Raw genomic sequence first — 24,133 nt, 5'->3', positions numbered from 1 at the left:
GTCTCCTCGGATCGTCGTGGTCAGTGGTCCCGGACCAGGCGCGCGTACGCCCCGTCCCGGGCGACGAGCTGCTCGTGGGTGCCGCGCTCCACCTCCCGGCCGCCGTCCAGCACGACGATCAGGTCGCAGTCGCGGACGGTGGACAGGCGGTGGGCCACGATCAGGCAGGTGGCCCCACGCCTCCGCAGGTGCCTGTCGATCCGACGTTCGGTCTCGGCGTCCAACGCGCTGGTGGCCTCGTCCAGCACCAACACCCGGGGGTTGCGCACGAGCGCCCGGGCGATCTCCAGCCGCTGCCGCTGCCCACCGGAGAAGTTGCGGGCGTTCTCCCGCACCGGGCTGCCGAGGCCACCCGGACGGGCCGCGACCTCGTCGTAGAGGCACGCGTCGGTCAGCGCGCCGACGACGTCCTCGTCGGCGACCGTGAGGTCCCACATGGTGACGTTGTCCCGGACCGTCCCCTCGAACAGCCGTTGGTCCTGGTCCACCATGGCGACGGTGGCCGTCCAGAGCCCGTCGTCGGCTGCGGCCCGCTCAAGCCCGTCCACCGTGACCTGACCGGTCCAGGGACGGTAGAGCCCGGCGACCAGCCGACCGACAGTCGACTTGCCACTGCCCGACCGACCGACGAGGGCCACCCGGGCGCCCGGCGGCAGGTCAAGGCTGAAGTTCTCCAGCAGTGGACGGCCCAACGGGTTGTAGCCGAAGGTGACCTCCTCGATGCGCAGGTGCCCCTCCATCGGCGTCACCGGGCGGGAGGACCGGTGCTGGGCCGACGGCAACGGGTACCGCTCCACGTCCCGCAGCCGGTTGAGGTCGGCGCTCATGTCCTGCAACCGCGAGCCCAGCGCGGTCAGGTTGCCCAGCGGGCGGTTCATCGCGACTGCCAGGCTCTGCATGCCGACCAGCACCCCGACGCTCATCGCCTCCGCCACGACCTGCCGGCTGCCCAACCACAGCAGCACCCCGGTGGTCACCGAGGCGAGGAGCGCCGGCAGGACGGAGAGCACCGCGGTGGGCACCCCCAGCCGCTGCTGACGGCTGGCGACGGTGGCGTGGCGCGCCGCGAACCGGGCCACCGCGCGTTCCTCCTCACCGCCGGCCTTCACCGTCTCGATCATCTGGACGGTGGTGTACACAGTGGTCACCAGCTTGCTGCGGTCCGCCTGAAGACCGGCGACAGCGGTGGACCGGGTCGAGGCGACATAGCGCAGCACGCTGACGTTCAGCCCGGCGAGGACCACCGCGCACAGTCCGAGCAGCAGGTCGTAATGGCAGAGCAGAGCCCCGTACGCCAGCACGAGGCCGGTGTCCACCACTGTGGTGGCCGTCCGGCGGGTGAGCACCTCGGCGACCACCTCGTTGCCGCGGACCCGCTGGCCGAGGTCGGCGGCCTGCCGCTGGTCGAAGAAGGTCGGCGGCAGCCGCAGCAGATGTCGGAAGAACCGCGCGGCGCTGGCGAGGGCGAGCGCCGTCTCCGCGCGTACGGTCAGGCGTTGCTGAAGCAGGCTGGCCAGGAAGGTGAGCACGGTGGCCACCGCCACCGCCGCCACCAGGCCGGCGAACGCGGCCCGATCCTCCTGCAACAGCACCCGGTCGACGAAGACCTTGGCCATCACCGGAATGGTCAGACCGACCACGGCGATCAGCAGGCCGAGCAGCAGCATCTGCGCGATCGCCGAGCCCGGGCCGCGCCACCGCTCGGCCAGCGCCCGCACCAACCGGTAGCGGGTGCCGCCGGGCCGGAACTCCGGGCCGGGCTCCATGGTGAGCACGATGCCGGTGAAGGCGCCGTCGAACTCCTCCCAGCTCACCGCACGGGGACCGGTGGCCGGATCGTTGATGAAGACCTTACGGCCGAGCCCTTCCAGCACCACGAAGTGCTCGAACCGCCAGAACAGCACCGCCGGCAGCGCCACTGTGGCCAGGCCGGCCAGGTCCATCTGGAAGCCCTTGGCCACCATGCCGTAGCGGCGGGCGCCCTTGAGCACGGTGGCCGCTGTGGAGCCGTCCCGGCTCACTCCGCACACCCGGCGCAACTCCTCAAGGGGCACGTGCCGACCGTGGTGCGCGAGCAGGATCCCCAGCGCGGCGGCGCCGCACTCCACCGCCTCCATCTGGATCAGGGTGGGCGTACGGACCCGTCGACGCCGGATCCTGGGCAGCTCCGGCGCGCCACCGACGGCGGTCGTCGGCGCGCTCATCGCCGCAGCAACCAGTCGATCGGGTGTTCCCGGTCCACTGTGAACCAGGCGGTGACCTCGCTGGCCGAGTTGAGCTGGAACGGTGGCGGAGACCTGGTCCAGCGCAGGCCGCCCGGAGCGGCAGGGTCGGGCTCCAGGGCGACAGTCACCCGCACCACGCTGCCGCGGGCGAGCAGTCGCCGGACGTCCGGCCCGGTGCCCAGGAAGGCGCGCAGCGAGGCCTCGGTCTCCGGGAACGCGCCGACAGTGGTCACCTGACCGGCCAGGGTGCCGAACACGTTGCGCGGCGCGGCCGCCGCAGCCACCTCGACGGACACGCCGGGTTGCAGCAGCGGGGCGGCGACGGCGGGGGCGTAGACGACTGCCTGCAACGCGTCCCCTGCGGCGTCGAGCCGTTCCAGGTCGGCCAGGTGGGTGCCCGGGGTGACGATCTCGCCCTCCGAGACCAGCCAGGCGACGACGTACGCGTCACCCGGCGCGGTCTCCACCCGTACCTTGCCGTCGGCCGTGCGAAGGCTGTAGAGGGGGGTTCCCTTCGGCACCCGCTGGTGCGGTGACGCCCACACCTTGGTGACCTGGCCGCTGTCGAGCGCGTCGAGGGCCGAGATCCCGTTCGAGTGGATCAGCACCCCGGCGGCCTCGACGGTCCGGGGCACCACAGTGCGCACCGACCACACACCCGCGGCGACGACGACGATGACCAGCGCGGTGGTGGCCAGCCAGTTCGGCACCGTGGTCAGCCGGACCGCCCGGTCCAGTTGCTCGGGCGCCTCCAACTGGCGCAGCGCCTGCCGCCGGAACTTCATGGCCGGGCCTCCGCTGCGGCCGGACCGGCGGCGCGGCGCGAGCCGAGCAGGAAGTCGGCCACGCTCGGCTCGACCAGCGGGTCGAGCCCGGACAACTCGGCGAAGGCCCGCGAGTCCCCGGCGCCGAGGGCGCACGGCGCCAACCCCATTGCGGTGGCGACGAGATACATCTGCTGGGTCAGCACACCCGCGTCCTTGAGAATCATGGCGTAGCTCATCCCTTCGTACTTCCACATGAGCCGCTGGACCCGGGCGGTGACCACCAGGACCGTCTGCGGCGGCCGGGGCAGAGCGCCGGCCGCCCGGGCGTACGCCAGCAGCCGGTCCGCGGCCGGTCCCCAGCCGGCGACCGGTTCCAGCCGGTGCCCGACGGCGTCGTAGTGGTAGAGCCCGGGGTCGAGCCCGACGCAGCGCGCGACCAGTGGGTAGATCTCCAGCTCGTAGACGCCGCCGCCGCCCGGGTAGGGCCGGTGACCGATCTCCTGCCCGCCGGCCTCGCCGACGGCGCTGGTGTGCTGCGACCGGTGCAGGAACTCCGCCAGCCGCTCCAGCGGCAGCGGTGCAGCGTCCTCGTGTTCGCGCACGCTGCGCCGGTCCGCGACGACCTGGCTGAACGCGGGATCCGCCTTGGCGATCGTCGCCAGGTCCGGCAGTGGCAGGTCCACCGCCCGGCCCCCGTCGTACGGGCGGCGCAGCGGTTGCGGGGCGAAGCTCCCCCGCATCCGGTAGGTGCCGCCCACCGGCAGCGCGTGTCGCCCGGCCCGGGATCGATGATGCAGCCGTAGCTCCTCCGGTGACCAGTAGGCCAGCGGCGCCTCGTCGCACTCCGCCTCGAACTCGGCGTCGGTGACCAGGATCCGGGCGGTGGCCAGCTCGTCGAGCACCCGTCCGGCGACGTCCGGCGGCACGCCGAGCGTGCGGGCCACCGCCTCGGGTCCGACGCCCGGGGCGGCGGCGGCCAGTACCGCGCCGAGGGCGGCGTCGGCGCAGCCGACAACGAGGGTGCTCAGTGGTGATGCGGCCACCAGCATGCCCCGTTCGTGCTGGAGGGCGGCGAAGCGGGAGAGCCGGTAGCGGACCCCGGGGGTGTGCAGGCGACTCTCCGGCAGACTGCCTCGCCCCAGGCCGGTGGGCACCAGGTCGAGCAGCGGCCGATCGTCGACCTGGACGCGCCGCTCCACCCAGGAGTGGGCGAGCAGCCGGCGCAGCAGCAACTGCGCGGGCAACACCCGGTTCTCCCCCTCCAGGCCGCTGATCAGCCGGCCGACCTCGACGTCGTTGACCCAGTCGGCGGCGAGCCGCAGCAGCAGCGCCCGCCGGCCCATGCCAGGTTGCTCCAGGATGAGCTGGAAGCGGGTCTGCCGCAGCGTCAGCGAGCCGTCCTCGCCAAGCCGCAGCTCCGCGTCACGGCGCAGCCGGTACGACTCCTGAATCGGCGGACCGCCGACGGAGCCGCTCACGACGACCGCCGACCGACCGGGTCCACCACGGTGGTCATCCCCACATCCTTCCCACGGTCCCGGTGCCCCGGGAGCGCCGGCTAGAAGAAGACGTTCAGCGGGTTGGCCGACGTCTCGTCGACCGCCAGCGGGTCCCGACCGAGCCGGGCCGGCACGTCCCACAGGCGGCCGGGACCGAGCCGGCGCCAGAAGTGCCGCAGGCCCGGCACGACGACCTTCACCACCGCCAGATCGACATCCGGACGGGACTGGTCGACGACGATCACCTCCAGGCCGGCCCGCTCCGCCCGGTGTACGCAACGGCGCACGTCGTCCCCGACGTCGCCGGTGGTCAGTGGCGGGTGGTCAGTGGCGGTGCGCCGCGGCCGGGTGGGATCCGGGGTCAGCCAGGGCTGGGTGGCCACCCGCACGGTGCCGAACCAGCGCGCCGTGTCCGGGTCGTCGACCCCGTACCGGTTGCCGCCGGAGGTGGGACCGGCGACGGCGGGCAGGAACTGGTTCACCTCGGTGAGCGCCCGGGTCAGCGCGACCCGCGCGTCCAGGTGCGCGCCGAAACCGACCAGGACGTCCTCCGGCCCCCGGTCGACCCGCCGGGACACCGCGGCGAACGTGGGCACACCCAGGTCGGCGGTCAGGTCGAGGGCCCACAGTTCGCGGCCCAGCGCGGTGGCGTGATGGTCGACGCAGGCGGCCGTCCACGGCTCGCCGAACGAGGCGAGGTCCACCCCGGGCATCCGGGATCGGTGGTACCACCACAGGGCCACGCTGTCGCGCTCCACGAGTTCGCAGAAGCCCTGCAGGATCGCCTCGGACAGGTTGCCGCCGGCCGCGCAGCCGTTCGAGTCGGCCGAACACACCCCCAGCCCGGTCAGCTCCGGATGCCCGTACCAGCAGTGCGCGGCGGGCAGCTCACGCGGTGTCTGCCGGGTCAGCGACCAACCCGTGGTCCAGTCCAGCTCCACGTCGTCAGGCAGCGGGCGGGGAATGCGGTGCAGGTGGCCCAGGTCGCGGTTGAGCCGGTCCCGGTCGGCGTACTGGCGTTCCGAGAAGAGCAGCAGCTCCCGCAGGTGTACCGCGCGGTCCGGACCGAGCTGCCGGTAGGTCGCCCGGTGGACCGGGCGGTCGCCGCGCCACACCCCGCAGTAGCGTTCCACCGCCTCCCCGACCGCGCTCATCCGGGCCTGCAGGTCGGTGCGGCCCTTGCCGCCGCTCTGCCCGCGCAGATTGCGGCGCAGCGCGGCGACCTGGCGGGGCTGGGCGAAGTTGTGCCCGGCCGAGTACGTGTGGGTGACGCCGTTGTCGGTCGCCTCCAGCGGGGTCAGCCGACTCACCACGCCCAGATACCGGCTGACATGGTGGACGAGCGAGGCGTACGCCTCGGCGGGTTCCCGGAGGCGGGAGTCCCCGGACCGACTGGGCTGGGTGCCGCTGGGTGGCAGGTCGATCCGGGGCTCGGCCTTGCGGACGAGGTCCGGGTCACCGCAGGCGGGGCACTGCGGCTGGCGTACCAGTTGGTGGCCTTCCGTGCTCAGGTCCCTGGTGTCCAGGGCGACCATCCGGCCGGTGAGGCGGGGCGACGCGCCCCGGACGGCGAGCACGGCGAGCTCCGCGGCCAGCAGCCCGGCCGCCATGGTGGCCAGTCCGGGCAGGACCGCGTGACAGGGCTGCGGCAGCGGACCGGCCAGGTCCTGCCCGTCGAGGAAGGCGTTCACCTGTTCGTTCTCCTGCCACCGTTGGCGCAGGCAGGCCCAGCAGCCGGTGCGACCCGGCACGAGGTGCGGGCCGAGGAAGACGACGTTGCCGTGCGGCCGGGCCAGCGTCCACGCGCGACCGGCGGCCAGGTAGCGGTCGTTGAGCAACGCCAGCCGCGGGTCGAGCATCGACGACGGCAGCACCAGCACCTGGGCGGTGCCCGGGCCGGGGTCCGGTGCGTCCGGCCCGACCACTGTCGGGGCGAGCCCGAGGGCGCGCAGCGCGTCGGCGGTCTCGGTCACCCGGGGCGCCCCCAGGTCCACGATGGTGACAGGTCCCCCGGCCATCCACCGCCGCCCGCCGTCGGGCGGCACACCCCGGGCGTCCCAGCCGGCGGCCTCGGCTGGCGAGGTGTGCGTCGGACCGGACACCAGAAGGCCGTGGTCGCGCAGACGGGCGAGGGCTGCGGCGACGGCGGCGACCGGGTGTCGGGTGGCCAGCCGGGCCACCACGTCGGCCAACGGGGCGGCACCGTCGAGCTGGTCGGCCAGGTCCGCGGCGACCGGGTCGTCGATGAGCAGGCTGCGGGTCTCCCCCAGCACCACGAGCGGACCGTCGGGCAGCCGCACCGGCACGTAGTCCGATCGGAAGCGCGGACGCCACATGGGTTCCTCCCGAGCTTCGTGGTCGGACCGCGGTACCGCCGGCCCCGCCGGCGATCACGGCTGCTGTCATCGTCGCGGTCCGGTGGCGTCCCATCCGAGTGATGCCACCGGTTTCTGCCGTCGCCGACGCCGAGGACGCTCAGCGGCAGGGTCAGCCGGCGGTGACTGTCAGCGCGGTGTCGTTGAGCCCCAGCACCGATGTGCCGACGCTCTGTGCCGGCACGAGCAGCACGAAGGTCTCCACCCGGGTGACCCGGATCGACTTTCCGCTGACCGCCTTGAGGTGACCGGTGGCGATCAGGTCCGGGCTCTGCGGCTCCAACCGGACGGTGGCCGGGCCGCCGGGCGCCGGGCGCAGCGTGTCGGTGGCGTGGATCGTCAGAAAGGTGAGCGTGCCGGTCGGCACCGCGACCGCGCAGTCGGACCATTCCGCCCGGTCCATCGTCCGCTGCACCGCCCCGCCGACGCCGGCGAGCTGCTGCCCGTAGACCTCCCAACCGCCGGCGAACTGGCCGTCGAGCAGCGGGCTCGACACGACGAGGGACCGGTTGCCCGTCGTGGACCCGATGCTGCGGGAGAACACCTCGGCGGCGAGGGCCCGACGGCTGGTCTCGTCCAGGGCGGCGCCGCCCGCGGTTGCCGGCCGGCCGTCGATGCTCCGGGCGACCACCAGCGACGGTTGGGTGACCTGAACGTTGTGGCTGAGCTTCCACTGGCCGTCGGCACCCCGCACGAACTGGCTGACGTCGGTGGGCGCCAGCTCCGAACCGGTCAACCGGAGAGTCGCCGTGGCGAGGAAACAGGACGGTTCCCCGGGCGGCACCGCGAAGACCGGGTTGATGTGCTGGAAGGACGGTTGCGGACGCTGGTTGTACGCGGCCCGACGCACTGCGGCGATGCTGAGGTCCAGCGAGGGCGACACCTCCTGCGCCCGCAGCGCCTCCACGTCGCCGGCCACCGAGGCGGCCGAGTCGGCCTGGTCGAAGGCGGTGAGCACGAGCGCCGCCCGGTCCCGACCGAAAGTGGCCGAACCGTGCGGCGCCGGGGTGGCAGCGTCCACCGGCTCACCACCACAGCCGGTCAGCATGAGCAGCGCCACCGTGGCGGCGGCGAACGGCATGGCCGGCACCGGCGCGGCGAGGGTACGCGGGCTCCTGACGGATCTTCTGCCCAGCATCTCGTCCTCCATCCACCACCGGTGCACGGGAATCGCGCCCGACGCAGTCGAGTATGTGAGCGGCTGTCGGGCTACGACGGTGGCGGCGCGGCCTCGTGCTGCCCGGCCTGTCGACCTTGCACCGAACGACGTCATCCGGCCTGGAACGCAGTCATCGATCGGTGTCATCGAGCCGAGCCACCCAGGCGACCAGGCCCGACCGCGAAGCGACGCCCGTCTTGCGGTAGAGGCGGGTCAGGTGCGCCTCCACAGTCCGGGGGCTGATGTTCAGCTGCCGCCCGATCAGTCGGCTGGTGGCCCCGGTCGCCGCCAAGCGCGCGATGTGCCACTCCCGGTCGGTCAGGGCGGCGACCCCGATCGGGCCGACCGGACGGGCCAGTCGCAGGCCGACCCGCTCCGTTCCGCACCACCCGGCCAGTTCCAGCGCCCGACGGCGGGCCCGTGCCGCCAGGCCAGCCTGGTCGGCGGCTTCGGCCGCCCGAGCCAGGGAGTCCAGGACAAGGCTGCGCCGTAGCACCATCCCGCCGGCGCGGAACAGGTCGGCCGCGGTCTCCAGGTGCGGCAGCGCCGCCCGGACCTCGCCGCGGGCGAGCAGCACCTCGCCGAACGCCGACTCGGCGAACCCCCGCTGCCCGGGCAGCCCGACCTGGTCCGCCTCGGCCAGTGCCAGTCGCGCCTGCCGCTCGGCGTCGGCCACGTCGCCCGCGACGAGCGCGGCGGCGCAGAGCAGCTCGTACCACCTGGGTCGGAGGGACGCCTGAAGACGGCTCAGCCGGCTGTCACCGCCGGCCGAGCGCACCAGGTCGGCGCAGGTCGCCGGATCACCCGACAGCAGCGCCGCGGTCGCCAGCGCCGTCGCGGCGGTACGACCGCACCAGGTGGCGAGGTCGGTGGCGATTCCGGCGGCGCTGCGGGCCAGCGCCACCGCCCGTTCGTCGTCGCGGAGGCCACCACGCCACGCCGTCGCCTCCGCCTCGAACGCCAGGGCGAAGCTCAGCAGGTGGTGGCTGCCGATGCGCCTGGCGACGATGCCCGCCTCGGTGGCCAACCCGATGGCGGTGTTCAGCTGCCCGCCGTGGTAGGCCACCTGACTACGGCCGAGCAGCAGTTGGCACAGTCCGTCGTCGCGGTGTGCGGCACGGCCGAGCGTCAGCCCTCGGTCGAGGTGCCGCACAGCGTCGGCCTGCCGTTCGAGGTACAACTCGCTCAGGCCGAGTGCGGTGAAGCAGTCGGGATGGTCCCGCAGGTCCCGGTCCGGCAGCGAGTCGACGATCCGCGCGCCGACATCGAGCAAGCCCCGGGCGTCGTCGAGTGCGCCGTCGAGTGCGGCGGCCAGACTACGCACCGCCAGCAGGCTGGCCCGGTCCGCGCCGGAGCCGCCGAGATCTCCGCTGAGCACGTCGGGCAGCCCGGTCACGGGGCGGCCGGCCAGGATGCCTGCGACGCCGATCTCGGTGGCGAGGCGGTAGCCGTCGCTGGGTCCGGCATCGGCTGGCAGGACGGACAACTCCCGCCGGCTGATGGCCGCCGCCTCCGCGTAGTTGCCGAGCAGACGTTCCACGCGCGCCCAGAGAGCTACTGCCTGCGCCCGCCGTCCCTCCGGGTCGGCGGGGAACAGCGGCACGATCTCCTGGAGCAGGGCCCTGCTCTCGGCCAGATCCCCCGCCTCCCCGGTGATCTCGGCCAGCGCGAGCGACACGTCCTGGCGACGTTGCGTCAGACCGGCCGTCGGCCGCAGCGCACGCAACGCCAGCCGCAGCCAGCGGATGGCCAGGTCCGGCGTCTCGCGTCGGACCTCCTGCGCCGCCCGGCAGAGCACGTTGACGCAGCGGTCGACCCAGCCGCCGTTGGGCAGGGCGAGCAGGCGCTCCGCGTAGCGGGCCCGATCCGCTGGTGGCGCGCCCAGATCGACCAGCGCCGTGAGCGCCCGCGCGCACGCCTCCACCTGCCACTGCGTGTCGGTGTCCTGAGCGACCGCCATCCGCAGCACCGGGTGCCGGAAGGCGAAACGTCCAGTGCCGGGGACGCGGCGGATCAGGTCGAGCCGGGCCAGCCGCCAGCAGGCCTCGACCGCCGGTGACGTCGGGACCTGCGCAACCTCGGCGAGCAGGTCCGCGGTGAAGGGCGCATCGACGATCGCCCCGGCCCGCAGACAGGCCAGCTCGACCGGCGGTAGGTCCGTCCATTCGCGGCGAAGCACGGCCACCGCCGCGTCGGACAGCCGGCCACCAGGTGCCTCCCGGATCGGGTCTGCGCTGTTCGAGGTGCTGTCGCTCGGCAGCACCGCCAGGTAACCGGGGTTGCCGCCGGTCAGGTCGTACCGGGCGCGCAGCTCCACCTGGTCGGTGTCGGGGTGCAGGAGCGCGACCTCGGCAAGGCTGAGAGGGCCAAGTTCGATACGCTCGTGTGACGTCGGCTCCGCGTCGGCGTGCTTGTCGGGATCTGGTAGCCCGAACGGCATCGGGGTCGCCATCTGCCGCGGACGGTAGACGAGCACGAGCAGCAGCGGGGCGGGCACCGGATAGCGCAGTAGGTGGGCGATCAGACCGGTGGAGGAGGCATCCGCCCAGTGCAGGTCGTCGAGGACCAGCACCAGACCGTCCCGGGCCGCCAGGGCGATCAGCCGGCGAGCCAGCTGGTAGGTCCGGAACCGCCGGGCGTCCGACGCCCGCGCCGGCTCCGCTGGCACCGCGGCGACGGACTCCGCCCAGCTCTCCGCAGTGGGCCGCCCGGCGCGCACCCCGCGTCGGAGTGACTGCCCCTTCGTGAAGGCGTGTCGAAACACATGGAAGGGGACTCCTCGCTCATCCGGCGAACAGGTCCCGACGGCCCAGGGGACTGTGGAGTCGCACCGCGCCAGGGCCTCGCGGAGGAACCGGGTCTTGCCGATGCCCGGCTCTCCGACGACCTCGCAAACCATTTGCCAGCCACGGCTCAGCACGGTGGCCTGGGCAGTCCCGATACGTGCCAACTGTGGTCGTCGCCCAACGAAGCGCAAGCTCGATGATGCGCTTTCCAGCCCAGGTGTCATCACGCAGACCAGACGCCTTCCGGCACAGTCAATGGGAATTGGTCGCACTCTACCGGAGCACTGCCGAGTGTCGAAACATACCCGCGCGGCCATCCCATATTTGACAGGTGGCGTCGAAGATGCAGTTCTTTCCGACATCGCACCACAACCCGCAGAAAAAGACCGGTAGCCAGAAGTGCGGAATGATGTCCCGGAAGACCAATAAATCACCCGCCAACGATCCCCAGGCCACTGCCGGGCTACGAGGGCGTACGGCCAGCCCATCCGGACAATCATCGGAGGACCGCGCCTAATTCAATACCGTCACGATCATGGCCGTCTATAGTGAATCGCCCGAAGCGGTCATATTCCTACCGTGACCCTTCAGCCGCGACGTTCATCCCACCTGATGAGCCGACGGCACGGGATTCCCACGGCAAAAATGGCTGGAATCCCACCGGCAGCACCTGTCGCCTGTCGCCAATATTCAACATGCGAGCAGCAAGATGCAGACGTAACAAGCACATTAGAGACGCGCGCAGAAAAGCCGCAGGCATCCGGCCGACGGAAACGGGCCGAGCGCCCGTCCCCCTGCGCTACCCGGCGCAAGGTCCCGGCGAAGAACCAGACGTTGAACCGACCGGCTACAGCGTCCAGTCTCGCCGGAGCAGACCGTATCTCACCATGTCCACGAAGCCGTCGCCGTCGTACTCGCGCTCCCGCTGGGTGCCTTCGTGCGTGAAGCCGCACGTCTCCGCGGTCCGCCGCATGGCCGTGTTGCTGGCCAGCGTCTCCAATTCCAGGCGGCGTAGGTTGCGGTTGCGGAAGCCGTACCGGCAGAGCAGCCGGATCACCTCGGCCCCATACCCCTGGCCGCGCGCCTCAGGTAGCAGGGCGACGCCGAGGTGGGCGTACTGATTGAACGCGTTGATCCCCCACAACGTGCCGCCACCGAGGAAAGCGCCGTCGGCCACGGTTTCGGCCAGCAGCGACACCATCGCCTGAGTGTCGGGCGGCTCGGTGACCTGCTTCTCCAGCCGGGCCCGGACTTGGCCGACGTGACGCGGCAGGAATGGCTCGCCGTCTGTGATCAGGTGCAGCTCGGGGTCACCGAGCAGAAGGAACATGTTCGGCGCGTCGTCGGGCGTGGGCGGGCGCAGTCGAACCCGGTCGGTGGCAAACATTCCACGACGCTAACAGCTGGTACGGCGCTCCACGCGCGACGTGCTCCCGGCCGGGAAGCCCTGCAGTCGAGTGTGGACCACAGGTCGAGCATTCCCGCCATTACCGCGCCGGTGCCCACCGTGACACGCAGCGGCTCGACGCCGGCCGCCCTGTCCAACATCGATGAACACCTCGCACGCTGACCACGTTTTCAGAACTGGCCACCCTGCCAGCACGGACGGCGACGTCATCGGGACGCGCCCGAGAGGTAGACCCCGAGACCCGCCAGCAACAGGCTGGTCAGGCTGGCGCCGGCGCGTACCGAGTTCCACCACGTCCAGGCCGACGAGTAGGAAGCCCACACCCGGACCGCCTCCGCAGGATCGGTCGGCACGCCTACGGCGTCGAGGTTCTCGTTCATCGGCACGTTGATGGCCACCGTCGGGATGAACGCGCCCACCAGGTACACCGCCGCGGCCAACAGGAACAGCGCACCCGCCGGCCGCTTCCCGAGGATCAACAGGAACACTCCGGTCACCGTGGCGGCGACGAGCGGACCGAAGAACGTGACGAAGAACAGCGGATTCTGGATCCTCTGGTTGATGCTCGTCATGGCCCGGATCGCGGTGCCGGCGTCGGCGGCGTTCAGACCGGGCATCACCGCCACCGAAAATGCGTAGTAGACACCGGTGATCGCACCCGTGACCGCCAGGGTCACCGCCGCCGACCAGGCAGCCACAGTGGCGTTCATGCCCGGACTCCACCGGGTGACGTGTTCCATGCACCAGCGGCGGCGGCGTCCCGGGCATAGTCGGTGAAGTCGCGCGGGCTGCGGCCCAGGGCCCGTTGCACACCATCGGCGAGCTGCGCGTTGCGGCCGTCCAACACCTTGCCGAACAGCTCGGTCAGCACCGCCGCGAGCTCCGCCGGCACGTCGTACCCGGCCATCACGGCGGCGTACTCCTCGAGCGAGACCGATCGGTACCGGATCTTCCGCCCGAGCGCGTCGCCGATCTCCGAGGTCGCCTCGGCGAAAGTGAGCAGCCGCGGGCCGGTCACCTCGTAGAGCTGCCCCGCGTGCCCGTCGTCGGTCAGCGCCGCGACCACGATGTCGGCGATGTCGAGGGCGTCGACGAACGGCTCCGGCACGTTCCCGGCCGGGAGGGTCACCTCGCCGCCGCGTATCGAGTCGGTCAGGAAGTCCTCGCTGAAGTTCTGGCTGAACCAGCTCGCCCGCACGATCGTCCAGGCCACACCGGAGTCCTGGATCACCTGCTCGCTGAGTTTGGCCTCCTCCTCGCCCCGGCCGGAAAGCAGAACCAACCGTTCGATGCCGCCGGACACCGCCTGTTCGGTGAACGAGCGGATCGTCGCGAGGGCGTCCGGCGCGGCCAGGTCCGGGTAGTACACCAGGTAGACCGACGAAACCCCGTCGAGTACGGGTGCCCAGGTGCGTTGGTCGGTCCAGTCGAACGGCGGCTCACCGGAGCGGGAGCCGACCCGCACCGGCCGGTCGAGTGTGGCGAGCCGATCCACCACCCGGCGGCCGGTCTTGCCGGTGCCGCCCAGTACGAGGATTGGCTGCTCATCTACGGTCTTCGTCATGTCAGCCAGTCAAGTCGAGGGCGAGCGCACCGGGAATGGGCGAGACTCTCGATCGCATGTCCCGGCGTCTCGGCCGCCCATGTCGCAGGGCTAACCTGAGCGTATGGATGCGCTCGCGGGGCTGCTGGACGGGCCCAGGGCGCGCGGTGCGTTCCTGATGCGGTCGGTGTTCGACCCGCCCTGGTCGGTACGGATCCAGGATCGCGCGCCCCTCACCCTTGTCACCATGCTGCGCGGCACAGCGTGGGTGGTGCCGGACCGGGATGCTCCGGTGCCGCTACGCCCCGGCGATGTCGCGATCATCCGTGGCCCGGAGCCGTACACGATCGCCGACGACCCGGCCACAGCGCCGCAGGCAGTGATTCATCCCGGTGAGCACAGCACCACGCCCACCGGGGACGAGTTGTGCGAAGTGATGGACCTGGGTATCCGGACGTGGGGCGAACGCGCTGACGGGGCGGCGGTGCTGCTCAGTGGCACGTACCAGTTGCAGGGCGAGGTCAGCCAACGGCTGCTGAGGGTCCTGCCCCATCTCCTGGTGCTGCCGGCCGGGGCACTCGACAGCCCGCTCATCCCGCTGCTCGGCGACGAGATGACCAAGGACGAGCCGGGGCAGGATGTGGTCCTGGACCGGCTGCTCGACCTACTGCTCATCGCCGTACTCCGGGCCTGGTTCTCCCGGCCGGAAGCGGCGGCGCCCGCCTGGTACCGAGCGCACGGCGACCCGGTGGTCGGCAGGGCGTTGCAGCTGCTGCATGACCACCCGGCGAAGTCCTGGACGGTGGCCACCCTCGCGGCCGAAACCGGTACCTCGCGGGCAGTGCTGGCCCGCCGGTTCACCGAACTGGTCGGCGAGCCACCGATGGCGTACCTCACCAACTGGCGGCTCGCGCTGGCCGCCGACCTGTTGCGCGAGCCGGACGCCACCGTCGCCGCGGTGGCCCGCCAGGTCGGCTACGGCAGCTCATTCGCACTCAGCGCGGCCTTCAAACGGGTACGCGGTCTCAGCCCGGCCGAACACCGGCAGGCCATCGGGTCGCCTGACCTCACTCCAGTGGGATGACCGTGCCGGCCCGAGGCGCACGCGCCGATGTGGTGGGTACTGGCTGACGCCGAGGGCAACGAGGCTTGCGTCGCTACCTGGGTGGGCCGCGAATAGTGCCGTTTCAGCCTGCCTGGTCCGCCCGCCGAGAGCTTGACACTCAACAGGAGCGTCCACTTCGGCCGGCGTGTCGTACTCCGCATGATGCGGCACGCCTTGGCTTCACCAGAAGAGCAGCTACGTCCTCGCCTGAGTCAGGAAGGATCGGGCGGCCAGCTCGCCGGTATGGTCACGGGCCCACACTGCCCACCGCGCAGTAGACCACGGCGCCGTCGCCGGCTAGCCAAACCGCGTACGGGTGCGCGACGTCGTGCTCGATGAGGTCGGCCATCGCGTCCTGGTCTCCGGGGCTGTAGTCGCCCGCTGCCCACGGGACCGGTACGGAGCTCGTCCGTCGTGGGCCCGTCCGAAAGCTCGAACGACGTTCGCTCCGCGGCTTGGCGGACGAAGTGGGCAGCTCTCGGCGACAAGCCCGAAGGGTCGTCCAGGATGTGACGCACAGCCTTGACAATCAGTAGAGCCACCGGTCGAGCACCCCGGGCCAGAAGTGAGTTGTATGGTCGCCGTCCCCAAACGCGGGCGGGTCAAGGTCCCTGATGCGTCCCAACAGGTCGGCGAGCTCCGCGAGCGCTTGCTCCTCGGCCTGTCCGTCCTCGTCCCAGCGGTCGATGACGGTTGAGCTGGTCAGCCAGCTACCAACCATGTGCAGCGAACACAGCCACTGGATGATCGTCGAGTTGACGAACGCGGCGCTGCCGTCCGGCGACCATATCCGCACCTCACCTGTCCCCGGCGCGGCACCGTACACCCAGCGCGCATCGTCGGAGTTCGCCAACCGGTACATCGTTGGCTCTGCGTCGAATGACACCGCACTGACGAGGTCATCGATCAGCGGCACGCCACAGGAGACCAGCGCGGTCTTCTGCGGCTCGGGAAGCCGCCACGTCGCAACATCCAGCTCGGTAGCACGCACCACCCGCCCGGTACCAGCCCAGGCCGTGACCGCTTCGAACGCAGGAGGCAACGGAAGATCATCGACAGGCACGCCGATGAGGGTAGTCCGGGCAAGCTCGAGCGCCCCGGCGGCCCTGCTCGTCGATGGGCCGCTCCCGCGGCCGACACCCTGGCGGTCCCCGGCGCCGCCGTCGCGAGCCCGTTGACCTCCGCGGGCCGCCCGGCCACGATCATTCGTACCACCACCGCGTGCGCCGACAGTCCACACCGAATCGCCTACCCGTCAGCCCGGCATGCGACGCTCAAGCTCCGTGACCAACGGGCCACGCCGTGTGGCCCCCGGACAACACCGCCACAGCCCGCACAATCCCTGCACGACAGCACAGCCCCAACCCACACCCCTTGTGCCCGGAGGAACGCAGACCATGGACCACGCATCTCAGCTCATCCAGGAGCGGAGTGCCCCGCCGGCCACACTGGTGATCTTCGGTGCCTCCGGTGACCTGACCCGGCGTAAGCTGCTGCCCGCAATCGAGAGCCTGGCTCGGCACGAGCGGCTCCCGGACCAGTTCGCGCTGGTCGGTGTCGCCCGTACGTCGATGACCGACGAGCAGTTCGCCGAGAGCGCCCTCGGCGAACGCACCCTCGCCAGCAAGCGCCAGCTCCAGGGGGGCGTACGGTACGTGGCCGGCGGCTACGACGACCCGGAGACCTACAAGCGGCTCGTGGAGACCCTCGACGAGTTGGACGCACAGCGGGGCACGTCCGGCAACCGGCTCTTCTATCTGTCCACCCCGGCCGGGGCCTTCGAGCCGGTGATCAACGGACTGGCCGGTGTCGGGCTCAACCAGGCACGCGAAGGCTCCTTCTCCCGCCTGGTCATCGAGAAGCCATACGGGCGCGACCTGGTCACGGCCCGCGAACTCGACGGCGTGGTGCACAACGCGTTCGACGAGCACCAGGTCTTCCGTATCGATCACTACCTGGGCAAGGACACCGTCCAGAACGTGCTGGCGCTGCGCTTCGCGAACTCGATCTTCCAGCCCATCTGGGATCGCTCCTGGGTCGACCACGTGCAGATCACCGTCGCCGAGACGCTCGGCGTCGGCAGCCGCGGCGGCTTCTACGAGGACGCCGGCGCGATGCGGGATATCGTGCAGAACCACGTGCTTCAGGTTCTCGCGCTGGCACTGATGGAGCCACCGGCCTCATTCGAGGCTGAGGGCCTCCGCAACGAGAAGGTCAAGCTGCTGCAGGCGATCCGGCTCCCCACCGACCGGGACATCGCCGAGGCCGCGGTCCGGGGACAGTACACCCGGGGCGGCACCCGCGAGGAGCTGATGGCCGGCTACCGCGAGGAGGCCGGCGTCGACCCCCTGTCGCGGACCGAGACCTACGCCGCGATGCGGCTCAACGTGGACAACTGGCGCTGGGCCGGGGTGCCTTTCTACGTACGCACCGGCAAGCGCCTGCCGGCCCGGCTCACCGAGGTGGCACTGCAGTTCCAGCGGCCGCCGCACCTGCCGATCCCGACCGACCAGCTCACCGGCCTCGATGCTGACGCGCTGATCCTGCGGATCCAGCCGAACGAGGGCATCTCGCTGCGGTTCGGTGCCAAAGTGCCGGGCCACTCCTTCCGGGTCCGCACCGCCACGATGGAGTTCTCCTACGACCAGACGTTCGTCGAGGAGTCCCCGGAGGCGTACGAGCGTCTGCTCCTGGACGCGCTGATCGGTGACGCGTCGCTGTTCATCCGCAGCGACGAGGTGCAGCAGTGCTGGCGCATCGTCGACCCGATCATCGACAACTGGAAGAAGGACAACTCTCCGATCCCCACCTACGAGGCCGCCTCCTGGGGCCCGACCGACGCCGACCGGCTCATCGGCCGGAACGGCCGCAAGTGGCGCAACTCCGCGTGACCCTGCCGGAACGAGTGTGGACCGCGCTGCTGAGCCCGATCGCTTGGTCTCACCTTTGACGCGCAGCGCGGTCCTCTCAATGGGCCGGTCATCGAAGTCGATGACCGGCTCTCCTGCGCGGGGCAGCGACTCAGGAGCCCGAGCCGGGCACCTGTCGACGTCTGTGCGCTCCGCGGCGAGGCCGGCGCTGGAGCCGCCAAAGCGCTGAGCCGGCACACCACCTCAGGTGCGTCGCCCTACTGTCCGGCACGTCCAGGAGGTGACCGCTGTTGACCGTCGCCTTCCTCATTTGCTCGACGGCATCGGCTCGCCGGACAGGACCCCGTGAACGAGAACGATCAAGAACATGACGCTGGCCGCAGCGAAGATCACGCCAATTGCCCGCTCCAGCAGAACGAAACGCGCCAGACGCTCGTCGTACTGGTCATTCTGACGCCAGCGCCACGGCGGAACTCGCCGTAACACACTCGCGGTCGCCATCGACCGGCGCATGTGCCACTCAGTCACGCCTCGAAAGTTGGTCGCCAGGGCGACACCGATGAGGCCCATGGTCAAAATCATCGCGACAGCGGCCACGAAGCGCCATGTCTCCATCTGACCTCCTTGACGTGGGCCACCGATCATATTGCCCTCGTCGTGAAGAGATCATGACTGCTGGCGGCTGGTGTGGGGCAAGTGGCTACACCCGCGCTTCAAGCCCATCTCCGCCGTGAGTCCGCACATCGTGGAACAGACCTGCTCCCGGTACGGGTTCGATCCACGCGGCGGCCAATGTTCAAGCTTGCGACACCACCGGCTGAGAGCGGTGCCCGTCGGGTCCGCTGTACCGAGCACACGCCTTCGGTGTGGAGGAACGATCACCAGTCGATTAGCTGCGGAAGCGGACTGACTGAGCTGCCGAACGATCCGCCAGCGTTCACCGGCGTCCGCCTTTGCCCGTGTCGATCGTCACCGAGGTGGTAACCAGCCGCCAGCGCCATCGCTCGCCGGCACCACTGTGGCCTACATCTTTGTCTCGCCGTCACAGGTGTGGGCACCGACTTCGCCCTCACGTCGTCGCCAAACGGCACGGGCAGCCGCCGAAGGCGGAGAACAGTATGCTGCGGCCCGAATGGAATCGGGTGATCCATGAGTGTGGGTGATCGAATGCGCGGAAAACCGCTCATCGCGAGCGTGCTGGTATTGGCGGGACTTGCCGGCTGCGTGGAACAGCCAGTCCCGTCGGCACCGCCGCCGTCAGTGACCCCCACGCGCTCGGCTCTACCCGACGAGCCGCAGGCGCTGATGGCGACCATCGGCGGGCTGGTCCAGCAGGCCGGTGTAGGCAACAACATCCGGCAGGGAGAGATCGAGACCGGCGAGGCGCAGTACGAACCCTGCGACTTGCTGATCGCCGATCCGCACCGGGCAAAGGGGGCCGGGTTGCAGCTTGATGCAGTTTGGGCCGCTGGCCTTGAGGTCAACCCCGTCGCGTCTTTCCAGAACATCCAGGCCCCGACGACTCTCTTGGACGTCAGGGTGGTCCATCTGCCCGACGCGTCTGCGGCCGTCGCCGCCGCGACCAGGGCGCGAACTGCACGCTGCCCGAGCGACGAGTTCCGCCTCAACATCGGCCAAGCGACTGCCCGGTGGGGGTCACGCGCGCTGACCATCGAGTCGACGAGCGCGCGGCTAACCACGGCGACGGTGAAACGAGTGAACCCGGAAATCGATGCAGGTGTGGACTATCTGCCTGGCGACGCCCGGCTGGTCTTCGCACATGGATCAATGCTGATCAGCATCGAAGCGCTCACGCTCTGGCCTCGCAAGCAGAACTCTGCCTCCGAAATCACCGCCATGGCTCAAGAGAAGGCGACGACCTTGGCAGGGACGATCGTGAAGACCCTCCCAACGTCAAGCGGGGATTGACGACGCACGCCCCGACGAGGCCGTGGTGAGGATGTGGCGCGTGCACCACCGGCAGACTCCTGGCCTGCCGGCAATAGCCGGCCCGAGGGTCGCAGAGGCTCCGGGGTCAAGGGCGGCCCGCGGGGCCCGTCGCGTAGTCACTCCGGCACGACAGCTCCTCCTCCCAGGGCTGGTGGAAACAATCATGATCGAAGTACAAGTCAGCTCGTCAGCGGCAGGCCAGGGTTGGGGGTGGTCGAGGCCCCGGCCCCGCCCACCTTTCGCCGGATTTCCATAGTTCCCAGGACCCGTGGCGATTCGCTAATCTCAATGACCTCGGCACGCTGCGAGATTGGTCAGCCCCGGAGGACCCTGGCGGAAGGCAATGATGGCCGGCTTGTTCGACGGATTCGAGGGCTACCGGGTAGTGACCACTGCGGAGAAGCGCCAGGCGCTCACCGCAGCGCTGGTTGCAGTCGACGCCAACGTGCTTCTCAACCTGTACCGCTACAACCCGCGGACAACGAACGATCTACTGGCGGTTCTCGACAAGCTCGGCGATCGACTCGTCGTACCCCATCAGGCAATTCTAGAGTTTCACCGCAACCGTCTCAAAGCGATCGGCAACCCGGAACAAGCAAACAACGATGCACGTACCGCGCTCGACAAGAGCCAGCAGGCAGCCCTGCGCGCCCTCGACAGCTGGTCCAAACAGGTCGCACTGGATGAATCCCAGTTGCAGCACCTACACGCCGACGTGGGACAAATCTTCGACAAGCTGCGGACCGCCGTCGACGGCGCCGCGCCAGATCGCGTTCACCCATCCACACCGACCGACGAGGACCCTGTCCTGCACAGGCTGACAGACCTTCTCGACGGCAAGGTGCTTCCGCGCCCCGACGACGGCCGCTGGTCTGCCCTCATCGACGAGGGGAAGCAGCGGGTAGCCGACATGGTGCCGCCCGGTTACCTGGATGCGGAGAAAAGCGATCAGAATCCGGAGGGAGCCGCAGGCGACTTCCTCGTATACATCCAGGCATGCGAAGAGGCCAAGACCCGTCAGCTAGACCTGGTTATCGTCACCAACGACGAGAAGGAAGACTGGTGGTGGCGACGGGGCGGAGACTTGATCGGACCGCGCCAGGAGATGACGAGAGAGTTCTTCGACCTCACGGGACACAGGCTGTTTCTGATGCGTCCCAGTGACTTACTCGACCACTCGGACGCCCTCAACGTGCAGGTGAACCCGAACTCCGCGAAGGACGCCGGCACCAGCCGCTCTGACATCGATGACGTCACAGATGCGGGTGCGGACGACGTGGGCGTCGGAGAGTGGACCGCCGAGACCGTGGACGACCTGCTGGATCGGCTTCGCATTGAGAGCCGACGAGATCTGGTCGAGGTTATCCTTGAGGCCGCTCGCCAGGGTGGCACCATCAGCCGCGATGCCGTCTACGCGATATGCGGCTACAGCAACGACCGACTGTTGGTTGGCTTCACCCGCCCAACCGCCCGCATCACCGCCAGCCTGCAAGCCGAACAGCGTCTGCCTGAAGCGGTAACTCCCATGCTGACGGCGCTGTACCGCGGTCCCGGACGGCTTTACGCGGCACGGATTCCCCCAGAGGTCACGGAGATCCTTGGCCCGAGATTGCCGCGATCAGACACGGAAGTGGAGTTCGAGCCAGCCGGTAAGTACAGGCCGCTCGCCGACTACCTCAGCGCGATCAGGGCCGACTCGACCTCGATGACCTTCGCTGAAATCGAAGACATCCTCGGAGACACCTTGGCGCCCTCCGCCAGAAAGCACCTCCCCTACTGGTACTCATCGCAGAACTCTCTCGGCAAGGCGATCGCTGCGGCCGGCTTCAGGCCGCGCGGTGTACGCATCGATGCTGAGACGGTCGATTTTCACCGACGGGGCTGAGACAATGCCCTCACGTCGGGTGGAGCGCAACCGCGCGGACATAGCGGCACCGCTCTGAACGGCATCCACCCGGCTGAGCAGCCAGCGGCACACCGCAGCATCGAGGGCGTCAGCGTCGATACCGGTCAGTGCCCGGGACAGGGTGCTGTCGTCAGGCACCCGCCGGGCACCGGTGAACGCGTCGCGGGTTGCACCGAGACGGTCCACACCGCTCCGGCAGGTCGGAGGCCCATTCGACGATCTCCACGACGCGGCTCGATCCCGAAACCACCGCCGCGATCGCGAGCAGTCCCGGCAGCGGATGGATCCGGCCGCCGGCGCCCGTGGGTCCGGAACCCGGGCGAGGGCCCGCACCAACGTGGCGCGTCCTGTTCCGACAGCGGCACGATTCGCCGCCGCACCGATCGCGACTCCCGCCTGACAAGACGCCGTTGACAAACAGCGTAAGGCCCGGCCACCTGAACGACATCGATCAATGCCTTGACTCTATGCGCCGCCCTGCTCATGATTTACTTCGGCGGCTCAAAAGTGGGGGTAGATGCGATGACGCAGGTAGAGCCACCGGCAGGAGGCCCCACATCAGCCGTCACCCTCAGCGAGCTTGGACAACCTGGCCGGCTCGCGCGCGCCGGCCGAGGCACGAGGGACTGGCTGACACGTGGGGACCATCGGCGGGAACTGAGTAACGCGAGCCTCGGTTCGGTGCTCCTCGCTGTCGCGATGATCTGGCTGATTCCGCCGTACGCGATTCGCATCGTCACTGCCGGCGCCAAGACTGTGCCGATCGCCGACCCGGCCCACACCATCGTCGGTGACGTGGGTGACCCGACGGCCCAAGCATGGCTGGTGGGATGGGGTGGCCACGCTCTCACCCACGGCCTGCGTGGCCTGTGGGATACCAACGCTTTCTATCCCGACACGTACGGCCTGGCCCTGAACGACAGCCTGCTCGGCTATGCCCCGGCAGGGCTGATAGGCAGCGGTGTAGTCGGTGCCGTGCTGCGCTACAACATCCTGTTCGTGCTGGCTTTCGCGCTCGCCTTCCTCGGCGGCTACGCGCTCCTGCGCCAGCTCGGCGCGAACAAGGTCGCCGCCGCGGTAGCCGGGGCCGCTCTCGCCTACGCGCCCTGGCGCTACGGCCACGACGGCCATTTGAATATTCTCTCCACTGGCGGAATCACTCTGGCCCTGGCGATGCTGGCGCGCGGCCACGGACTCTCGTTCACCCGCGGCTACCTTGCCGAACGAGTCCGGCCGGGTTGGGCGTTCGCTGGCTGGCTGGTCGCGGCCTGGCAGGTCAGCCTAGGCTTCGGCGTGGGGCTGGGATTCGTATACGTCCTCGCCGCCCTCTGCCTGATCACACTGATAGCTTGGCTGATCCACCGCCCACGCCTCAGCCGCCGGCTGATCGTCAGTGATCTGATCGGCGGGTTGGTCTTCACCGCGGTGACCGGATACTTCGCGTACGCGTACCAACACGTGCGCGAGCTCAACCCAAATGTCACTCGGGACTGGGACTACGTCGCGTTCTTCTCCCCAACAATGCGCGGGCTTCTCGTGGCGCCGCAGTCCTCGCTGCCCTGGGGCACCCTGCACAACAACGCCCGCACCGCTCTTGGTGACGTACCGACTGAGAAGGTGCTGCTATGCGGGTATGCACTGTATCTACTGGCCTTCGTCGGCCTGTTCCTATCCCGCTGGTCACCGGTGCAACGGCTTCTGCTGCTGTTGGGGACTGTCGTCGGAGTGCTGTTCGCGCTGGGCACGAACGGGCCGACCTACCGCCTGCTCTATCTCTACGTGCCCGGGTTCGATGGATCCCGTACACCAGGCCGGTTGATCTTGTGGCCCACTCTCTGCCTGGCCATTCTCGCGGCCGGCCTGGTTACGCACCTGGCCGAGGTGGCTCGCAGGGACGCCAAGCCGAAATGGTCGGTGAGCGCGGCGCGGCTGCTGACCGTTCCGTTGCTGGTTCTCGTGCTAGTTGAGGGCCTGCCTGACCTGGGCCACCCCCGAACCCCAACCGCACCGGCCGCGATGGCGCTAGCCTCCGCGCACGCTCCGATCATGGTATTGCCGTCCAACGACGGCATCGACCTCCACGTTCTACTGTGGTCGACCGACGGCTTTCCCACCATGGTCAACGGTGCGGCCAGCTACACCACACCCAACCGTCAGGCGATCCGCGACGTTATGGCGACCTTCCCCAGCCAGCCGGCCTTGGATCGGTTGCACGAGCTTGGCATCCGCAGCGTCGTCCTGCTGCGCGACCGGGTCCAAGGCACCCCGTACGAACCACTGCTCTACGCCCCGGACGTACCCGGCATCACCCGCCATGACGTCGGGCCGGACGTGGTTTACACCATCGACGCCAACACCAAGAACCCCTAACGAAACAATGTTGGGCGTGCCCTTGAGACACGAGGATCGTTCTGTCTGAACGTGAGGAGGGGTGAGTAGCCGCCGTGGATCATCTCGGACGAAATCTGGGCGGTGGTGGGTGAGGTGCTCCAGCAGCAGGTGCGCAACACCGACAACGTCCTGGACCTGGGCGGACACGC

At 69.8% G+C, this 24,133-nt stretch carries 16 protein-coding genes; 5 read left to right on the top strand and 11 right to left on the bottom strand.

Annotation, left to right across the window (positions count from 1 at the left end; genetic code table 11):
* Positions 1-20: 20 nt before the first annotated feature.
* From AB0B98_RS11470 to AB0B98_RS11430, 9 genes are all read right to left on the bottom strand, one after another.
* Complete coding sequence (locus AB0B98_RS11470; RefSeq protein ID WP_357362242.1) at positions 21-2,204, bottom strand: NHLP family bacteriocin export ABC transporter peptidase/permease/ATPase subunit; 2,184 nt, start codon at positions 2,202-2,204, stop codon at positions 21-23.
* Entirely contained in the window at positions 2,201-3,010 is an 810-nt protein-coding gene (locus tag AB0B98_RS11465; RefSeq protein WP_238643770.1) for an HlyD family efflux transporter periplasmic adaptor subunit, read from the bottom strand. The genes AB0B98_RS11470 and AB0B98_RS11465 overlap by 4 nt, the downstream gene beginning before the upstream one ends.
* Entirely contained in the window at positions 3,007-4,470 is a 1,464-nt protein-coding gene (locus AB0B98_RS11460) for a SagB family peptide dehydrogenase (RefSeq protein WP_357362240.1), read from the bottom strand. Before AB0B98_RS11460 ends, AB0B98_RS11465 begins: the two co-directional genes overlap by 4 nt.
* Positions 4,471-4,550: 80 nt before the next feature.
* Positions 4,551-6,827, bottom strand: a complete 2,277-nt coding sequence (locus AB0B98_RS11455; protein ID WP_357362238.1) for a TOMM precursor leader peptide-binding protein — start codon at positions 6,825-6,827, stop codon at positions 4,551-4,553.
* Positions 6,828-6,978: 151 nt separating this feature from the next.
* Complete coding sequence (locus tag AB0B98_RS11450; protein WP_357362236.1) at positions 6,979-8,004, bottom strand: hypothetical protein; 1,026 nt, start codon at positions 8,002-8,004, stop codon at positions 6,979-6,981.
* Between the two features lie 151 nt (positions 8,005-8,155).
* Positions 8,156-11,035 (bottom strand): AAA family ATPase, encoded by a 2,880-nt coding sequence (locus AB0B98_RS11445; protein WP_357362235.1) that lies wholly within the window; start codon positions 11,033-11,035, stop codon positions 8,156-8,158.
* Between the two features lie 623 nt (positions 11,036-11,658).
* On the bottom strand, positions 11,659-12,198 hold the full coding sequence (locus AB0B98_RS11440) for a GNAT family protein (protein WP_357362233.1): 540 nt from the start codon (positions 12,196-12,198) through the stop codon (positions 11,659-11,661).
* Between the two features lie 227 nt (positions 12,199-12,425).
* Positions 12,426-12,929, bottom strand: a complete 504-nt coding sequence (locus AB0B98_RS11435) for an anthrone oxygenase family protein (protein WP_357362231.1) — start codon at positions 12,927-12,929, stop codon at positions 12,426-12,428.
* A complete protein-coding gene (locus AB0B98_RS11430; RefSeq protein ID WP_357362229.1) occupies positions 12,926-13,783 on the bottom strand; it encodes an NmrA family transcriptional regulator in 858 nt (285 codons plus the stop codon). Before AB0B98_RS11430 ends, AB0B98_RS11435 begins: the two co-directional genes overlap by 4 nt.
* 103 nt (positions 13,784-13,886) lie before the next feature.
* Between AB0B98_RS11430 and AB0B98_RS11425 the strand changes: the two genes are divergently transcribed.
* The gene (locus AB0B98_RS11425; protein ID WP_357362227.1) at positions 13,887-14,846 is read left to right on the top strand and encodes an AraC family transcriptional regulator; all 960 of its coding nucleotides are present in this window, start codon (positions 13,887-13,889) and stop codon (positions 14,844-14,846) included.
* Between the two features lie 550 nt (positions 14,847-15,396).
* On the opposite strand, the gene AB0B98_RS11420 is transcribed toward AB0B98_RS11425, so the two are convergent.
* Positions 15,397-15,930 (bottom strand): SUKH-4 family immunity protein, encoded by a 534-nt coding sequence (locus AB0B98_RS11420; RefSeq protein ID WP_357362225.1) that lies wholly within the window; start codon positions 15,928-15,930, stop codon positions 15,397-15,399.
* A 334-nt stretch (positions 15,931-16,264) separates the two neighbouring features.
* Here AB0B98_RS11420 and zwf point away from each other — a divergent pair, with 334 nt between their 5' ends.
* Positions 16,265-17,758, top strand: a complete 1,494-nt coding sequence (zwf, locus tag AB0B98_RS11415; RefSeq protein WP_238668620.1) for a glucose-6-phosphate dehydrogenase — start codon at positions 16,265-16,267, stop codon at positions 17,756-17,758.
* Between the two features lie 285 nt (positions 17,759-18,043).
* Here zwf and AB0B98_RS11410 read toward each other — a convergent pair whose 3' ends face one another.
* On the bottom strand, positions 18,044-18,352 hold the full coding sequence (locus tag AB0B98_RS11410; protein ID WP_357274925.1) for a hypothetical protein: 309 nt from the start codon (positions 18,350-18,352) through the stop codon (positions 18,044-18,046).
* A gap of 552 nt (positions 18,353-18,904) precedes the next feature.
* On the opposite strand from AB0B98_RS11410, the gene AB0B98_RS11405 reads away from it, so the two are divergent.
* The 3 genes from AB0B98_RS11405 (at position 18,905) to AB0B98_RS11395 (ending at position 23,963) form a co-directional block, all read left to right on the top strand.
* A complete protein-coding gene (locus AB0B98_RS11405; RefSeq protein WP_357362223.1) occupies positions 18,905-19,666 on the top strand; it encodes a hypothetical protein in 762 nt (253 codons plus the stop codon).
* A gap of 376 nt (positions 19,667-20,042) precedes the next feature.
* Positions 20,043-21,572, top strand: a complete 1,530-nt coding sequence (locus AB0B98_RS11400) for a PIN-like domain-containing protein (RefSeq protein WP_357362220.1) — start codon at positions 20,043-20,045, stop codon at positions 21,570-21,572.
* A 702-nt stretch (positions 21,573-22,274) separates the two neighbouring features.
* Complete coding sequence (locus AB0B98_RS11395) at positions 22,275-23,963, top strand: hypothetical protein (RefSeq protein WP_357362218.1); 1,689 nt, start codon at positions 22,275-22,277, stop codon at positions 23,961-23,963.
* Positions 23,964-24,133 lie beyond the last annotated feature (170 nt).

The organism is Micromonospora sp. NPDC048947 (assembly GCF_040649495.1).
Lineage (GTDB): Bacteria > Actinomycetota > Actinomycetes > Mycobacteriales > Micromonosporaceae > Micromonospora > Micromonospora alfalfae.
Note: the sequence above shows the minus strand (reverse complement) of the source record. Positions and strands in the feature narration are given on the sequence as shown.

Excerpts from the sequence above, each read along its gene's own strand:
- AB0B98_RS11405 (WP_357362223.1), top strand. The coding sequence starts at position 18,905 with ATGCGCGGAAAACCGCTCATCGCGAGCGTGCTGGTATTGGCGGGACTT.
- AB0B98_RS11465 (WP_238643770.1), bottom strand. The coding sequence starts at position 3,010 with ATGAAGTTCCGGCGGCAGGCGCTGCGCCAGTTGGAGGCGCCCGAGCAA.
- AB0B98_RS11450 (WP_357362236.1), bottom strand. The coding sequence starts at position 8,004 with ATGCTGGGCAGAAGATCCGTCAGGAGCCCGCGTACCCTCGCCGCGCCG.
- AB0B98_RS11470 (WP_357362242.1), bottom strand. The coding sequence starts at position 2,204 with ATGAGCGCGCCGACGACCGCCGTCGGTGGCGCGCCGGAGCTGCCCAGG.
- AB0B98_RS11435 (WP_357362231.1), bottom strand. The coding sequence starts at position 12,929 with ATGAACGCCACTGTGGCTGCCTGGTCGGCGGCGGTGACCCTGGCGGTC.
- zwf (WP_238668620.1), top strand. The coding sequence starts at position 16,265 with ATGGACCACGCATCTCAGCTCATCCAGGAGCGGAGTGCCCCGCCGGCC.
- AB0B98_RS11410 (WP_357274925.1), bottom strand. The coding sequence starts at position 18,352 with ATGGAGACATGGCGCTTCGTGGCCGCTGTCGCGATGATTTTGACCATG.
- AB0B98_RS11425 (WP_357362227.1), top strand. The coding sequence starts at position 13,887 with ATGGATGCGCTCGCGGGGCTGCTGGACGGGCCCAGGGCGCGCGGTGCG.
- AB0B98_RS11445 (WP_357362235.1), bottom strand. The coding sequence starts at position 11,035 with ATGACACCTGGGCTGGAAAGCGCATCATCGAGCTTGCGCTTCGTTGGG.
- AB0B98_RS11440 (WP_357362233.1), bottom strand. The coding sequence starts at position 12,198 with ATGTTTGCCACCGACCGGGTTCGACTGCGCCCGCCCACGCCCGACGAC.
- AB0B98_RS11430 (WP_357362229.1), bottom strand. The coding sequence starts at position 13,783 with ATGACGAAGACCGTAGATGAGCAGCCAATCCTCGTACTGGGCGGCACC.
- AB0B98_RS11455 (WP_357362238.1), bottom strand. The coding sequence starts at position 6,827 with ATGTGGCGTCCGCGCTTCCGATCGGACTACGTGCCGGTGCGGCTGCCC.